The sequence below is a fragment of the Phaeodactylibacter sp. genome (genome assembly GCF_022763345.1).
Taxonomy (GTDB): Bacteria; Bacteroidota; Bacteroidia; order Chitinophagales; family Saprospiraceae; genus Phaeodactylibacter.
Genome location: NZ_JALEGS010000015.1, coordinates 28,763 through 43,781, shown reverse-complemented (window position 1 = coordinate 43,781; position 15,019 = coordinate 28,763). Strand labels below are relative to the sequence as shown.

Below are 15,019 nucleotides of genomic sequence, written 5' to 3'. Positions count from 1 at the left end.
TTCTTCTACGAGTATCTGCATGTCCCGGACGATAGAGCCGATCTGCTGCCCATTGCGGTATTCGCGGATGAGAATGGCGATGTTGTACTCGCCTGCCCGCTGTGGCGCATCCCATACGATATCGCCTGTAAACCGGTCAATGGTAATTTGATTATTGGGCCCCGGATTGATTGCAGTGACCTCCTGATAGTTGGGTACTGGGAGGTTCACATCCTGCATGGGCGTGATAAACTCATAGGTCAGGCTATCATTGTCGGCATCGAAGGCATTAGGGTTGTGTGTAAATACCCGACCTACGCAGCCAATGTCAATCGGGGGCTGCAGGAGTATAGGCGAGTTATTGCATCCCTGAACCTGTGGGTTGAGAAAGGTATACTCTGTTTGTATGTGAAAACGGACCTGATCGGAATTGGGAAAGTTGACATTCAAGATACCCCCGTTCCGGTTGGGGTCGGTCATGGAGATCGTATAGGTTGTCCTTGCCGGATAAGTATGAGTGGCAATATAAAAGTTGCGCTTGGTATCATTTTCCAGAATGACACCCTGTGGTGGACTGCCTGGCCCATTGGAACGAGCTACCCGCTCGCAGGTGCCATCTCCCCAGCAGATGGTGAGCGTGTCCCGGTCGGCAGGAATACTGCTGGCTTTGGTATAGGTGATCACAGTAGCCTGTACAGTAAGGCCGTTTGGCCCCGTGCAGTCGCCGTCCACAAGTTCTACCCGGATTTCACCAGCCCGGTTGTGGGTGGCAAACACAACGGTGGCCCCCATCGTGAAAAACATCAGGAGAAGCAGAAAGCGGTGGGTATAGAATCGGTAAGACATAGGCGAAGGTATTTGTACAGTTTTCTGATAAGGCAGCCCTGGCGTTAGGCGCTCACACACATAGTCATTGTCAATTTACTGGTTTACAAACTTTAAAACGGTCATTGCGTGGAAATAGTTTGTAAACTGTACGGCCTATGTGCTAATATTTCCAGGGGAGTGGGGCAAGAGAAGGCATAAAAAAAGTAACGCCCCTAAACGGAGCGTTACCTAAGAATAATACTACTTAAACCTGTCGAAAAAAACTTAGTTGATCGGGGCGTTCAGGAAATCGATATACTCCTGGCACGCTTGATCAGGTACGTTGATATTGGTATAATTGAAGAAAACAGTTTCTTCTATGCCATCGTTATCCGTATCTACGTAGTCCACGTCAATGGTTTCCATAAAGGGCATTCCCGGACCGTAGTTGTACACAGAACTTTCGATGATTACGGTAGAGTCTGCGGTGGGTACCTGAAGGTTGAGTACACAACGCTCAAGTGTCCGGTAAGAAATCCGGAAATCGTAATATTCTCCTTTAACAAGGGCCATTGTAGAGCCTTCGCCTTCATCCAGCCAGCCTAGTGGGTTCCAACCTATATTTCCGGTAGGACGGAACTGAATAGGCAGGGTCGGGCGTACCACCAGGTCGTTAAATGTGGAGCTACAAGTACCTGCCACATCTACAAAGAAAGTAGTGCCCAGTCCCGGAGGAGGTGCCAGTACATCATCAAGGTTGATCGTCAGCTGATCTCCGCAAGGAGCGAATAATGGAGAAGTATACAGCGGGGTAGCGTCTCCCTCATACTGATAGATCTCGAACTGGATGACCGCAGGAGCATTCTGGAAGTTGGCTGGAACGATGAGGGTAATGATTTCACCATCGTAAAAGCGCGTGTTGCTAAATGTACCTACGACGTTGCCGTTGTTCGTATTAATGACTTCTACGTAATAAAATGTCTGTGGGCCGTTCTGTGGCTGATTGACGTTTTCAATCAGGAACCGGGTTGGTGGGTTACAGAAGAAACGGCCACCAAAGAACCAGGTGGATAAGTGGGTCTGCTCAAACTCAGCGATGAGCTTGCCACCATTTTCACTGATTACGGAAGCCCGGCCTTCTTCCTGCCAGTCACCGATACTTTCGTTGAAGCTCCAGGCCTCCAGTTCGTCACCTGCTTTAATAGGTGCTCCGGTTTCAGGGTGAGGTGTGCCCGAAGGGATTTCGACCTGCACTTTGACCGGTTTGTCAAATTGCTTGACTTCTCCTTCAGGACCGTACATGTCGATAGAGTAAACCGCAACCGGGGCAAAGTTAAGATTGCCTAAGCTTTCGCCGCTTTTAGCACGTGCGTTATTGGCAAACAGGCTGGCGGGAGCCACTTTGTTCGTGATTCGGTTGGTGTAATCGTAGCTCACAACATAGGCGTCTACATTACCGGAAACGGTTTTGCCGTTGCGGTCCATCATACGGGTATTAGGTGCAACCTCAATGCTTACGCGCTGATTGTTGTTGGCGTAAGGGGTGCGGGCGCTGTACTGCTCAACTGTCCCGTTGCTGCCCTGCTGAATAGAAACTTTTTCCTGGTTGAGCCCATCAAGGCTTGCACCGATCGGTAACATCCGGATGTTTTGCATTGTGCGGTCAGCATCCGTCAGGCGGAAAGTGCGGAACAAAGGCATATACCCTTCAGCCTCAAATTTGAGTGTGAATTCTAGCGGGTCTTCTTCGTTAAATTCAACAATCCGACGGACAGCCAGCGACAGGAATGCAGCTTTCTTGTCCACATCAGAGTAGCTAAGGGTGAGTTCGCGCTCGCCCAGCACGGTGAAAATCTGGTCCTTGTCTGCACCATAGGCTGTTACGCTTATGTCTCTGGGGACTTCCCCCCCGTCGTAGTTGAGGACCTGAATGGTCATTGGGTTGACTAGCAGATCGGTTTGTACATTGACAAACGTACCTTCAAGCAAGTCTCCCGGCTTTGTACAAGAGAATGCGCCCCAAGCCATAACGGCAAGGAGGGTATACAGTCTCAGGTTTTGTAGATGTAATCTTTTCATGATTAATTAAGGATTATCTTTAGGATCAATGGAATAGCCAAAACGTAGATTAAAAACTGGAAACCAACGGTAGCCAGACATATTATTGGTCAGGATTTCAGCATTATGCTCGTTATTGCGGATCAATGCCGTCCCGTTAATGAAGACTTCCGGAGCGCCTTTGTAAAAAGTGCCGATATCAAGGCCTACGGTAAGCCGGCGGTTAGGGTGGGTAAGGCGTCCAAGCGCAACCCCGAAATAAGGGTTGAGCTTCAGGTTGTAACGCAAGCCTCCGTATACGTAGCCCAATTCGTCTGGCTCAAAGTAGATATCGTTGATTTTCAGAGGGTCCCTCAGCTTGATGGAACCACTGAAATCATTCATAAGGAACAATCCGATACCAGTTACGAACCGTAAATTCAGTTTGGGGGCAATGACGTGATCAATTAGCAGGCTTAAAGAGGAATTTCTAACGCTGAGATTGATAGAGGCATATTGCTCGTAGCGATTGAAATTCGTTTCCCAGTCTCTGACATCAAAGTCCATGTAGCTAAAACAGCTTCTCAGCCAGGTCTTTTTGCCAACAGGGCGAGCGTAGTCAATGCCTATTAGCGCAGTAGAACCCGTGAAAATACCCAGTGAATGCCGACCGGTATCGAAAAGGCGTAAGGCTTCAGACTGACCATACCCCTCCACCACCGCTGTGAGGCACAGCAGCAATACCATTGGTTTAATGAGGGAGAATGCTCTAATCATGAGGCAAATCATTTCTAACACGTTAAGTGCCCGGACAAGGAGTACTTTCGTTTGTGACTTAATATTAATGGTAGGGTTGGAATTGTTTGGTAAAACGCCCAACATAACCCTTAGCCTCTTTTTAGCTCCTGAACAGACAAAAGACTGACAGTCAGGTGTAATTACCTGTCAGTGTCTTTTTTTGATGTTGTTCATGGCTTTTCAGCCTGAGTGTTTGTTAAAGTAGAAGATGCGAATTACCTAAGTGAAATCAAGGATTTCGCAGAATGTTTGTACCGCTTATCTAATGCGTATAAGCGAGTTTATAATCGGTGGACGGGATTACCTTTTGCTTTAAGCTAGGCGATTATGTGGTATGTGTGTAGCTCAAGGAACACTTACTAACGGATTGCAGAACAATAACTTGTAGCATTAATCGCGTAGGTGCACCTGCTAAGTTTACGTCAAAGCTACAAAAAAGGTTACAATAACAAAAAGAGAATTTGCTTAATCCGAAAAAACAGTCTAGGCGCTGCCTTTTATTTTAATGTGCAACAATGTTGCGCCTGAGTGCTTTAGTTTCTTGGGATTCTCAATTAGGGGCCTTAAAATTGCAGTTGCGGAAGAAAAACTGAGGATATGTTATCAAAGCGGATTGCCGTTTTTGGGGTACTGTTAGGTCTGATGAGTTTGTTCATGTCTGTTGATACAATGGTTGCAGAAGACGGGGACATAGTGGTGCGTTCGGTTGAGAAGCGAGTTGCCGTAGCAAAGGAGCCATTTCAATCTTTTTTAAATGGGTACGAAAAGGTATTGAGGCAGCAGTTGGAGCAGGAAGGGGTGCCTGGAGCCGCATGGGCAATTGTAAAAGAAGGCGTTGTCGCGACTATAGGCACTCATGGCGTTAAATCGGCGGAAGTTGGAGATGCAGTCCTGCCCAGTACCCTTTTCAGAATCGCTTCACTTTCAAAAGGGGTGACTGGCGCAATTGCTGGCCGTTTGGTGGATGCAGGGCTGATTGACTGGTCCGCTCCGTACTGCGCTTACACGCCCCAGCAAGCGGTCGGTGTTGCGGAAGGGCTGGAGAATCTGGAATTGCAGCACTTCCTAACCCACACAACCGGGATGCCAAGGCATACCTATTCCAATCTCTTGAATATGGGGCGCTCCTATTCCAATATTTTAGGCCTTCTACCATTGGTGAAGCAAGTACACCCTCCTGGCAGTTATCACAATTATCAGAATGTTCTTTTTAATCTTGGGGCTGATATGCTTCGGCAGTCAACCGGGCAGACCTTTAGTGCACTAGCTGGAGAATGGCTGTTCGAGCCGCTAGGGATGTACAGGGCTTCGGTAGGATATGCTGCTTTTGTGGAGGATGGAGATAAGGCAATGCCCCATCGCCGGCTGGCTGAAGGATACGCGCCGACGGCTGTGGAGCCTAACTTTTATGAAGTGCCGGGGGCTGCAGGCGTGAATGCAAGCATTAGGGATATGGCAAAATGGCTGGTTGCGGTCAGCGGGCACCGGCCCGATGTGCTGCCTGAGCGGGTCTTGTCTGATGTGCTTTGCCCTGCAATCCCGATACCGGCTGCCCGCATTATGCACCGCAACTGGGCCGGGTTGCAAGCCGGTTACTATGCGATGGGCTGGCGTGTTTTTGAAATTGATAATCAGTGGATTGTAGGTCATAGTGGTTATGTTAATGGCTTTCGTGCCGAAATTGCTTTCCTGCCGGAGGAAGACATTGGTATTGTTCTGCTTACAAACGCTCCAAACCAAACTGTAGGCAATGCGGTCCCATACTTTTTTGATTTGTATAAGGAACAAATCACCGGGCCGTGAAACCATCTGCATCAACAACAGTTTGTGTGGTACTGGCTGCTGGTGCTTCTTCACGCATGGGAGAAGCCAAGCAATTGCTTGAACTCAATGGGCAACCGTTAGTGGCACGGATGAGCTGCCTGGCGCTTGAGGCCGGCTTTGAAGCGGTGGTCGTGGTGACCGGAGCGCGTCGGGCGGCTGTCGAGGCTGTCCTGCCTGGTTTTGTCCATACGGTTTACAACCCCAATTGGGCAACAGGGATGGGCAGCTCCGTACATGCAGGGCTGTCCGCTGCCATTGAGCTTTTGCCGGAGCTTCAGTATGCGGGCTTTGTGCTCACAGACCAACCTTACCTTACCTCAGAGTTGTTGCAAAAAATGCTAGGCCAGCTTCAGCAGAGCCGTGCGCCTGGTATCGCGGCTTATTATACGGAGGGGCTAGGCGTGCCTGCTATTTTTGCTTCTCACCTTTTTCCAGAACTATTAGCGCTTAATGGGCAGAAAGGGGCTAAGCCTATCTTGCATAAGTACCGCGAGTCCCTGCAATCTGTGCCGTTTCCAGCGGGAGCGCTTGACCTTGACTTCCCTGAAGATTGGGAGCGGTTTCTCAGACAAGAGGAATTATAGCATCTTAAGTATTGATTTGGCTTGAACGGGCAAGCGGGAGTCCATGTCCTGTTGTTTTGATTTTCACAAAATTATATTCTGTTTTTGTTGTTGCGCTCCCTAAGGCTTTAGAATTTTTGAAAGCCTTTGCGGTTTTGTCGGCAAAGAGCTGCTGTTTGTCGAATCAAAATACACCCTAAGCATAAAGTTTCAAAAACTCAGGAAACTTTTAAACTCCTGCTGGTTTCCTATGTTTTTTGCTTGTAATTTTGCCACGGGCTACAAAAACAAGCGTGCAATTGAAACAGGATATTATTAAAGCTTCATTTGAGTTGTTCATGCGCTACGGCATAAAAAGCGTGACCATGGATGATATTGCTCGCGAGCTGGGGATCTCCAAAAAAACGCTTTACCAGTATGTGAGCAATAAGGCGGAGTTGATAGAGCAGATTTTTCACGCACACGTAAGCGAAGAGAAATGCATGACGGAGGAAATCCGCTCCACTTCATCCGATGCGCTGGAGGAAATGCTGAGGATTGGCCGGTACGTAGTGGAGAAGCTGCGGTCCATGTCACCAACCACAGTTTACGATCTGCGGAAGTACTATGGCACGATTTGGAAGCGAATGGAGTCCCAGATGAAGCAGCATGTATACGGCGTGATTATTGATAATATTGAGCGGGGCATGAGGCAAGGTATCTATCGCTCAGAGCTCAATCCGGAAATTATCGCCCGGCTTTACGTAGGCAAGTCTGTGCTCGTTGCTGATGAAGAGGTTTTCGAGAGTGGAGAGTATGACCTGGCTACTATACATCAGGAGTACATTCGCTACCACATACACGGCATTGCCTCTGAAAAGGGGCGGCAGTTATTGGCTAAACACCTGGCTGCGGAAGAACAAGAACAATAAACATCCAAAACCATAGCATAAAGAATGAAAATAAGGATTCACTCGACCGTTATGATGCTTTTGCTGGCTTTGCCATTGCTGGCACAGCAACAAGCTGTACAAATGTCACTAGATGATGCTATCGACTATGCGCTGGAGAACAGCCTTACTATCAAGGATGCCCAGATTGCGATTGCGGACGCAGAGGAGCAAATCGTAGAACGGCGCTCCTCAGGATTGCCACAAGTCAATGGCTCGCTCAATTACCAGCATTATCTAGCTGTGCCGCGGCAACCACTTCCTGAAGGTTTTGACATCTTTGGGCTTTTCGGGCAAGTACTCGCTGTAGACCTTTACGATCAATTGTCCAACCAAACCCAGATGGCGGTTGACGAGTCGTTTTCCGGCAATGGTGGCGGAGGCGGCGATGAAGGCATTGCCTTTTTCCTGCGCAATAACTTTACGGCCGGGATTGACGTCAATGCCATGATCTTTGATGGCTCTTTCTTCGTGGCTTTGAAAGCAGCGCGTGCTTACCGGCAGTATACGCTCCGGGATTTTGCCACTACCCAGCGTGAGGTGGAGAATGCAGTCATTGAAGCTTACCTGCCTGTGCTTCTGGTGCAGGAAAACATTGAGCTGCTCGAAAAAAACATCAAGAATCTGGAGCAACTGCTGTTTGAAACCAGGGAGTTGTACAAAGCCGGATTTGCGGAACAGCTGGACCTTGACCGGCAGGAACTTTCATTATCAAATTTGCGCATCGAGCGCGAAAACCTGGTCCGCCAGAAGGAGGTATCCCTGACCAATCTGAAATACACCATTGGTTTCCCCATTGATCAGCCTCTGGTCGTTTCTGATGACTTGGATGCCATGACCATCGAAGCGGAGGCACTGCTGAGTGAAGAAGCCAGCCCGGCGTCTCGTCCGGAAGTGGCATTAATTGATCAGGCGATCCGTATGAATGAGCTGAACATCAAGCTGAATCAGGCCGGTTATTTGCCAAGCCTAAACGCCTTCGGAGCCGTGCAGCAACAATATCAGGGCGACGATTTTCAATCCGGTTTTTGGGCGCCTTCTGCCTATGTGGGGCTGAGCATGAGTGTGCCTATTTTTGATGGGCTCAACAAGAAAGCCAAAATCCAGCGGGCACGCCTCGACCTTGAGAAGGCGAGGAACCAACGGGAGGAATTGGTCCGGGGTATCAGCCTGGAAGTGGCGAACGCGCAAACGAATTTCCGCAACGCCTCCAGCCGCCTGAACAGCCAGCAAAAGAACCTCGATCTGGCAGAGCGGATTTACGAAACCGCTCAGGTGAAATACCGCGAAGGCGTAGGCTCCAGCCTGGAAGTAACACAGGCCGAACAAAGCCTTTACACCACACAAAGCAACTACATGCAGGCGCTCTATGACGTGCTGCAATCCAAAGCGCGTCTGGAGATGGCGCTCGGCAAGTAAATTTTATCCACAAAAAACACCAATATCACATCATGAAATACATCATCCCGATTGTCGCACTTTTGATGGCCATGCTCGCAGGTTGTCAGCCTGCCGCCAATGAAGAAGGGCAACTGCCGGAATCGCTGGAAGAGAAGCGCACCCTCCTCAAGGAAAAGCGCAGTGAACTCAGTAAGCTCACCCAGGAGGTGGAACAACTTGAAAAAGCTATAGCGGTTCAGGACCCCACTATGGTGGCTAACAAAAGGAAACTGGTTACCACCGCACCGGTGGAACGCACCAACTTTGAGCACTTTGTGGAAATCCAGGCTTCAGTTGCTGCCGATGACTATATCAATGTCACAAGTGAGGTTGCCGGACGCATTCTCAATCTTACTGTAGAGGAAGGAGACAATGTCCGGAAAGGGCAACTTATTGCCGAGCTGGATCTCGAGCAGTTGGACAAGCAAATGGCAGAGCTGGAGAAGTCACTGGAACTGGCAACCACGGTGTTCGAGCGCCAAAAGCGTCTGTGGGACCAGAATATTGGTTCTGAAATACAGTACCTGGAAGCCAAAAACAGTAAGGAACGCCTGGAGAAAAGCATGGAGACCTTGGAATTCCAAATGACCAAGTCTAAGGTTTACGCTCCGGTGAGTGGGGTAGTGGAAGAGGTTTATCTAAAGAGCGGCGAACTGGCTTCTCCGGGTATGCCGATTGTGCAGTTGCTTAATCCTAACAGACTTAAGGCTGTTGCTGATGTGCCTGAGTCTTACCTTCGTGCGGTCAAAAGAGGGGAACAGGTGAAAGTGGCTTTTCCGGCGCTGGACGAGGAGCAAATGGCTACCATTACCATGATCGGACGGACGATCGATCCTTCCAATCGTACTTTTGATGTGGAAGCTAGAATTTCGGCGTCCAGCTCCCTGATTAAGCCGAATTTGCTGGCTACCATGTTCATCAAAGACAAGGAGGCTGAAGATGTCGTCACCATCCCGCTGGAAATGGTGCAGCAGGAAGTTGGAGGGAAGGACTATGTCTATATTCTGGAAGATGGTAAATCGGGTGCTTTAGCCCGCAAGGTATATGTGAAAACCGGCGATGCTTACGATGGGCAGATTGTTATCAAATCTGGCCTGGAAGGAGGAGAGATCTTAATTATGGATGGGGCACGTGGCCTGGCTAATAATGAGCCCGTCGAAGTAAAGCAAGAAGGTTAAGCACTCACTAAAAGCAGTAATTCAGCCGGGCGAGCCGCCCACATCGCTGAACACTGATACAAAACCACGCAAATGGCTGAAGAAAATAAGCAAAAAGATAAATTACGGCAGTTTAGCTTGTCTACACTGGCCGTAGATAATGGGACAAGTGTGTTCATCCTCACGCTTATGATCCTGATTTTCGGGATTCAGTCTTACCAGAATATGCCCAAAGAGCAATTCCCGGAGGTAGACTGGCCCACAGTGTATATCAATACCCCTTATTTTGGTAACTCTGCTGCAGATATTGAAAACCTGGTAACCCGGCCTATTGAGAAAGAACTCCAATCGATTACGGGCATCAAAGACATCAAGTCAACGTCTATACAGGATTATTCCGTGATTACGGCGGAGTTTTCCGCAGATATGGACCTGGATGACGCTGTCCGGAAGGTGAAGGATGCGGTGGACAAAGCTAAAAGCGAACTGCCGAACGATTTGGATCAGGACCCAACCGTCCTGGACATCAACCTATCGGAAATTCCAATCGTCACGGTCAATATCTCAGGTGACTATACCAATGATGAACTCCGCAGTTACGCTGAATACCTGCAGGATGAGATCGAAACCCTGGATGAAATCTCCGAAGTGGAGCTGAAAGGTGCCCGGGAACGGGAGGTTAAGGTGGACATCGACCTGCCTAAGATGGAGTCTATGCAAGTCACCTTCCGGGATATTGAGAATGCGATTTCTTCTGAGAACATCACTATGTCCGGAGGGGAACTGCTCAACGATGACTTCCGCCGGGCGATCCGGATAAAGGGAGAATTCGAGAACGTTTCTGAGCTGGAGGAAATGATCGTTAAGAGTGAGAATCAGCGCCCTATCTACCTGCGGGAAATAGCAGAGGTGACCTTTGGCTACAAGGACCCTACCAGTATTGCGCGGGCAGATGGCTTTCCGGTCATTTCTCTGGATGTCATCAAGCGGCAGGGCGAAAACCTTCTCGATGCTTCTGATAAGATTAAGGTCATTGTGGATGATGCACGTGCAGAGTTGCCGGAAGACCTGAAAATCAGCTTGTTCAACGATCAGTCTGTCAACACACGGGATCAGGTGAGCAACCTGGAAAACAGCATTATATCTGGTGTGATCCTGGTAGTGGTGGTATTGCTGTTCTTTTTAGGGTTGCGAAATGCCTTGTTTGTGGGGCTTGCTATTCCATTGTCTATGCTCATGGGGATACTCTTCCTGTCACTGACCGGGGTTACGATGAATATTGTCGTACTGTTTGCCCTCATACTGGCGCTGGGGCTCTTGGTGGACAATGCCATCGTGGTGGTGGAAAACATTTACCGGTACATGCAGGATGGGTACAACGGCTGGGACGCTGCGAAGTACGGCGCCGGCGAGGTGGCCCTTCCGATCATCGCTTCTACGGCGACTACCCTGGCTGCCTTTCTGCCGCTGGCGTTTTGGCCCGGCATTATGGGCGAATTCCTGAAGTACCTGCCTATTACCCTGATTATTGTACTGACTTCCTCCCTCATTGTGGCATTGGTGATCAATACCGTATTCACCAGCCGTTTTATGAAGGTAGATGAGCGGGCGGAGGACCCTGCCGTACGCAAACGGCGGCAAACCAACGTCCTTATTGGCGCGGCGGCCATGATTGTGCTGGCGGTGATCTTCCATTTCACGGGCTTTGCGGCGGGGCGTAACCTGTTGGGTATTTCCCTCATTGTGACCCTGATCAACTGGTTCCTGCTACGCCCGGCAGCATTTAAGTTTCAAAACAACTTCCTTCCGGTATTGGAGAATGGCTACGACAAGTTCATCCGCGGTGCCCTGCGTGTGCCGGGGGTGATCTTTGGAGGCACCTTTGTGCTGTTGTTTGCAGCCCTTGCCCTTTTGGCTGTGAATATGCCAAAAGTGGAATTCTTCCCTTCAGCGGACCCATTGTATGTGAATGTCTTTGTCGATATGCCACTGGGTACCGATATCAATGCGACCTACGAAGCGGTACAGGAGGTTGAGGCCCGGGTTAGTGAAGCCATTGAGCCCTATCAGGGCATCGTGGAGGCTGTGCTGACGCAGATTGGTGAAAACACAGCTGACCCGAATGGCCCGCCGGAGCCGGGGGCTTCCCCTCAGAAGGCTCGCCTGACTGTCTCTTTCGTGCCTTCCAAAGACCGGGGAGAACTGTCTACCTTTGATGCCATGGAGGATATCCGGGAGGCTGTACGTGGTATACCGGGTGTGAAAATCACCGTTGACAAAAACGCGGATGGCCCCAACGCCGGTAAGCCGATCAACCTGGAAATACAGGGAGAGGATATCGATAAGCTGGCGATTCTGTCAGAGGATGTTATCAACTATATCAACTCCAAGAATATCCCGGGCATCGAAGAACTGCAGGCTGATATCAAGATTGGCAAGCCAGAATTGATCATTAATGTGGACCGGGAAGCGGCACGCCGGTATGAGGTATCTACTTTTGATATCGCGAATGCCGTGCGGACGGCTGTTTTTGGTAAAGAAGTCTCCAAATTTAAGGAAGGAGAGGACGAGTACCCCATCTTTATCCGTTTGGATGAAAAGTACCGCTACGACATCGATGACCTGCTCAATCAGCGGATTACCTTCCGGAGCCCGGCCACGGGGCAGATTTCTCAGGTGCCGATTTCTGCAGTTGCGGACATCAAGTTCACGTCCACCTACAGCTCGATTAAGCGGAAAAACCTGGACCGGGTGATTACCATTTACTCGAATGTGCTGGAGGGATATTATCCCAACGAGATCATTCCTGAGATAGACCGGTGGATGGCTGCCTACGATCTTCCTGACGGATTTACCTACGAATTCACGGGAGAACAGCAGCAGCAAGCGGAAGATATGGACTTCCTGTACACGGCCTTTGGGATTGCGCTATTCTCCATATTCCTGATCATTGTAGCGCAGTTTAATTCTGTTGCTTCGCCCTTCATCATTATCCTGTCGGTGCTTTTCAGTACGATTGGGGTATTCCTGGGCTACGCTTTTGGCGGGCGCGACATCTCCGTGATTTTGACCGGTGTGGGGATTATTTCGCTTGCAGGAGTGGTGGTGAATAATGCCATCGTACTGATCGACTTTATCAATATCCTGGTAGACCGTAAGCAGAAAGAGCTGGGGTATTCGAAAAATCAGTTTCTGGAATCTGAGGATATGAAAGAGGCGATTATTCAGGGCGGTGCGACCCGTCTGCGGCCAGTATTGCTGACGGCCATCACCACCGTTCTTGGCCTTGTGCCTCTGGCTGTTGGGTTTAACTTCAACTTCTTCACCCTGATCACTGACCTGGACCCTCAGATCTTTATCGGTGGAGACAATACGGCTATTTGGGGGCCTATGGCCTGGACTGTGATCTATGGTTTGGTATTCGCTACCTTCCTGACTTTGATTGTGGTGCCGGTGATGTACTATCTGGCCTACCGCCTGAAAGTGGGGGTGTTGAAAGTCTTCGGTAAAGAGCCTGCGCCCTCGGCAGTCTAAATTGTAAGCAGACTCGAAGCAGATATGAGCCCGCTACCGCACTTTATGGTGTTGCAGCGGGCTTGTTTTTTCTGGTTGCCGGCATTTTTTGCTTCGGGCGTATACTTTTGGGGCCTGAGGTACGTTTTTAGGTCGGTCATCTGCAATGGGAGGGCGAACTTCTTTTCAGACCGGACAAAAAATAAACCTATCAATCCATACGAATCAGAAAGAAGAAAAAACGGGTACTTTTTCCGTGAAAACGGGCTTTAAAACTGTTGTTAAAGGCTTGGGGTTTTGTTACCGAATGTTGATTGAGTACAGAGTCTGCTACAGTTGTAACCCTTGTAAATTCAGAAATCCGGCGACAAACAGGCGCTAATTATTCCAGTCAGACCAAGGATTTTTGTTTTTTCCATGTCACAGTTTTTAACCGATTGTTTCCAGGTGGTCTTTGAAAACTTTCATATTTGTATTGTAATCGTTAGGGAAAGAACCTGACAAACTTGAAAAGAGAGATTTACGCACAAGTGCGTTAAAGATATTTGAGTCGGGTGAGTGTTTGTTCATAGTTTTTGTAATCGTATCCCCCGAGTGTTCGGGGGCTTTTTTACCTCACTCACCTGACTCTTAAGAACTTAGTGTTGTTCATAGTGTTTGTTTATCGTTAGACCCCTGTCATCTCGTGTGACAGGGTTTTTTTTGTTCTGCCTGTACCATACGCTCAAAAACACTTGTCCTTTTCCTTTGTTCTCCCTATTAAAAATTCATGCCAGCCAACAGTAAGATTGAACAACTCCGCAAGGATTATTCCGCGCATACACTGGAGATGGAGGAAGTCAGCCCCAATCCGGTGGAACAATTTCAGGTATGGTTTGAGGAGGCGCTGAATGCGGAGGTGCCGGAACCGAATGCCATGACACTCTCCACGGCAACGACCAATGGCGTCCCTTCCGCCCGTATCGTCCTGCTAAAGGGTGTCACAGATGGGAGCTTTCTGTTTTATACCAATTACAATAGCCGTAAAGGCCAGGAGCTGCTGGCCAATCCACGTGCTGCGCTCACTTTTTTGTGGCATGAGCTGCAGCGTCAGGTACGCATAGAGGGTAGGGTAGAGGTGCTGCCCGCAGAAGCATCCACCCGCTATTTTCAGTCCCGGCCGAAAGGAAGCCAAATTGGCGCCTGGGCATCCCCTCAAAGTACGCAGATCGAATCACGGGAAGTCCTCGAAGAAAAAGTGAAGCAATTGGAAGAAGACTATCGCTCAGCAGATGTCCTGCCCAGGCCGGAGCACTGGGGCGGCTACCGGGTCATTCCGCACCGGATCGAATTTTGGCAGGGCCGCAGCAGCCGCCTGCACGACCGCATTGAGTACACTTTGTCAGAGGATGGGAACTGGTCGTTAGCCCGTCTGGCACCGTAGCGCCTCAAAAATTGAAAAGCCCCGAAGCATTCCGCTTCAGGGCTTTTTTCGCATCAATAATTCCGATGTGTGTTTTTAGCAGTAGCGGTCAAACGCCAGCTTCAGGTTTTCCGCAATGATTTCCGCAGAACGGCCTTCAATGTGGTGGCGCTCCAGGAAATGGACCAGTTTGCCATCCTTAAACAAGGCAATAGAAGGCGAAGATGGCGGATAAGGGGCCATATACTCCCGGGCCTTGGCGGTCGCTTCTTTGTCGACACCGGCAAAAACGGTCACCATGTGGTCTGGCTTTTTGTCATGCTGTGCCGCCAGCTTGGCGCCCGGGCGGGCATTGGCCGCTGCACAACCGCATACAGAGTTCACCACAACGAGCGTAGTGCCTTCCTTCTGGTCAAGCACTTCACTAACGGCTTCTGCGGTTTGCAAGCCATTAAAACCATATTCGGTCAGATCTTTGGCCATCGGCGCTGTAAGTTCTGCAGGATACATATTGCTGTTTTTATTTTTCTGATTTGAGTTAATTAGACTTAATACACTTAAGGGCATTTG

10 protein-coding genes and 1 pseudogene are annotated in these 15,019 nt (G+C 49.4%); 7 read left to right on the top strand and 4 right to left on the bottom strand.

Annotated elements, in window-relative coordinates; genetic code table 11:
* The 3 genes and pseudogenes from MRY86_RS03795 to MRY86_RS03785 form a co-directional block, all read right to left on the bottom strand.
* Positions 1 to 825 (bottom strand): annotated as a pseudogene (locus MRY86_RS03795) (gliding motility-associated C-terminal domain-containing protein); the annotation flags it as partial.
* Positions 826 to 1,071: 246 nt separating this feature from the next.
* Positions 1,072 to 2,865 (bottom strand): hypothetical protein, encoded by a 1,794-nt coding sequence (locus tag MRY86_RS03790; protein WP_293563265.1) that lies wholly within the window; start codon positions 2,863 to 2,865, stop codon positions 1,072 to 1,074.
* Between the two features lie 6 nt (positions 2,866 to 2,871).
* A complete protein-coding gene (locus MRY86_RS03785; protein ID WP_293563266.1) occupies positions 2,872 to 3,600 on the bottom strand; it encodes a hypothetical protein in 729 nt (242 codons plus the stop codon).
* Positions 3,601 to 4,218: 618 nt separating this feature from the next.
* Between MRY86_RS03785 and MRY86_RS03780 the strand changes: the two genes are divergently transcribed.
* The 7 genes from MRY86_RS03780 to pdxH all read left to right on the top strand — a co-directional run bounded on the left by MRY86_RS03780 (position 4,219) and on the right by pdxH (position 14,470).
* Positions 4,219 to 5,424 (top strand): serine hydrolase domain-containing protein, encoded by a 1,206-nt coding sequence (locus MRY86_RS03780; protein ID WP_293563267.1) that lies wholly within the window; start codon positions 4,219 to 4,221, stop codon positions 5,422 to 5,424.
* A complete protein-coding gene (locus MRY86_RS03775; protein WP_152605297.1) occupies positions 5,421 to 6,029 on the top strand; it encodes a nucleotidyltransferase family protein in 609 nt (202 codons plus the stop codon). The genes MRY86_RS03780 and MRY86_RS03775 overlap by 4 nt, the downstream gene beginning before the upstream one ends.
* A gap of 278 nt (positions 6,030 to 6,307) precedes the next feature.
* Positions 6,308 to 6,919 (top strand): TetR/AcrR family transcriptional regulator, encoded by a 612-nt coding sequence (locus MRY86_RS03770; RefSeq protein ID WP_044230042.1) that lies wholly within the window; start codon positions 6,308 to 6,310, stop codon positions 6,917 to 6,919.
* 24 nt (positions 6,920 to 6,943) lie between these two features.
* The gene (locus tag MRY86_RS03765) at positions 6,944 to 8,356 is read left to right on the top strand and encodes a TolC family protein (RefSeq protein ID WP_293563268.1); all 1,413 of its coding nucleotides are present in this window, start codon (positions 6,944 to 6,946) and stop codon (positions 8,354 to 8,356) included.
* 32 nt (positions 8,357 to 8,388) lie between these two features.
* Complete coding sequence (locus tag MRY86_RS03760) at positions 8,389 to 9,555, top strand: efflux RND transporter periplasmic adaptor subunit (protein ID WP_293563269.1); 1,167 nt, start codon at positions 8,389 to 8,391, stop codon at positions 9,553 to 9,555.
* Positions 9,556 to 9,627: 72 nt separating this feature from the next.
* Positions 9,628 to 13,068, top strand: a complete 3,441-nt coding sequence (locus MRY86_RS03755) for an efflux RND transporter permease subunit (protein WP_293563270.1) — start codon at positions 9,628 to 9,630, stop codon at positions 13,066 to 13,068.
* Between the two features lie 748 nt (positions 13,069 to 13,816).
* Positions 13,817 to 14,470, top strand: a complete 654-nt coding sequence (gene pdxH / locus MRY86_RS03750) for a pyridoxamine 5'-phosphate oxidase (protein ID WP_044150449.1) — start codon at positions 13,817 to 13,819, stop codon at positions 14,468 to 14,470.
* 75 nt (positions 14,471 to 14,545) lie between these two features.
* Here pdxH and MRY86_RS03745 read toward each other — a convergent pair whose 3' ends face one another.
* Positions 14,546 to 14,959, bottom strand: a complete 414-nt coding sequence (locus tag MRY86_RS03745; RefSeq protein WP_044150451.1) for a BrxA/BrxB family bacilliredoxin — start codon at positions 14,957 to 14,959, stop codon at positions 14,546 to 14,548.
* Positions 14,960 to 15,019: the final 60 nt, after the last annotated feature.

Bases quoted from the DNA above. Each gene is read 5' to 3' on its own strand.
- MRY86_RS03760 (WP_293563269.1), top strand. From the start codon at position 8,389: ATGAAATACATCATCCCGATTGTCGCACTTTTGATGGCCATGCTCGCA.
- MRY86_RS03755 (WP_293563270.1), top strand. From the start codon at position 9,628: ATGGCTGAAGAAAATAAGCAAAAAGATAAATTACGGCAGTTTAGCTTG.
- pdxH (WP_044150449.1), top strand. From the start codon at position 13,817: ATGCCAGCCAACAGTAAGATTGAACAACTCCGCAAGGATTATTCCGCG.
- MRY86_RS03765 (WP_293563268.1), top strand. From the start codon at position 6,944: ATGAAAATAAGGATTCACTCGACCGTTATGATGCTTTTGCTGGCTTTG.
- MRY86_RS03745 (WP_044150451.1), bottom strand. From the start codon at position 14,959: ATGTATCCTGCAGAACTTACAGCGCCGATGGCCAAAGATCTGACCGAA.
- MRY86_RS03785 (WP_293563266.1), bottom strand. From the start codon at position 3,600: ATGATTAGAGCATTCTCCCTCATTAAACCAATGGTATTGCTGCTGTGC.
- MRY86_RS03790 (WP_293563265.1), bottom strand. From the start codon at position 2,865: ATGAAAAGATTACATCTACAAAACCTGAGACTGTATACCCTCCTTGCC.
- MRY86_RS03780 (WP_293563267.1), top strand. From the start codon at position 4,219: ATGTTATCAAAGCGGATTGCCGTTTTTGGGGTACTGTTAGGTCTGATG.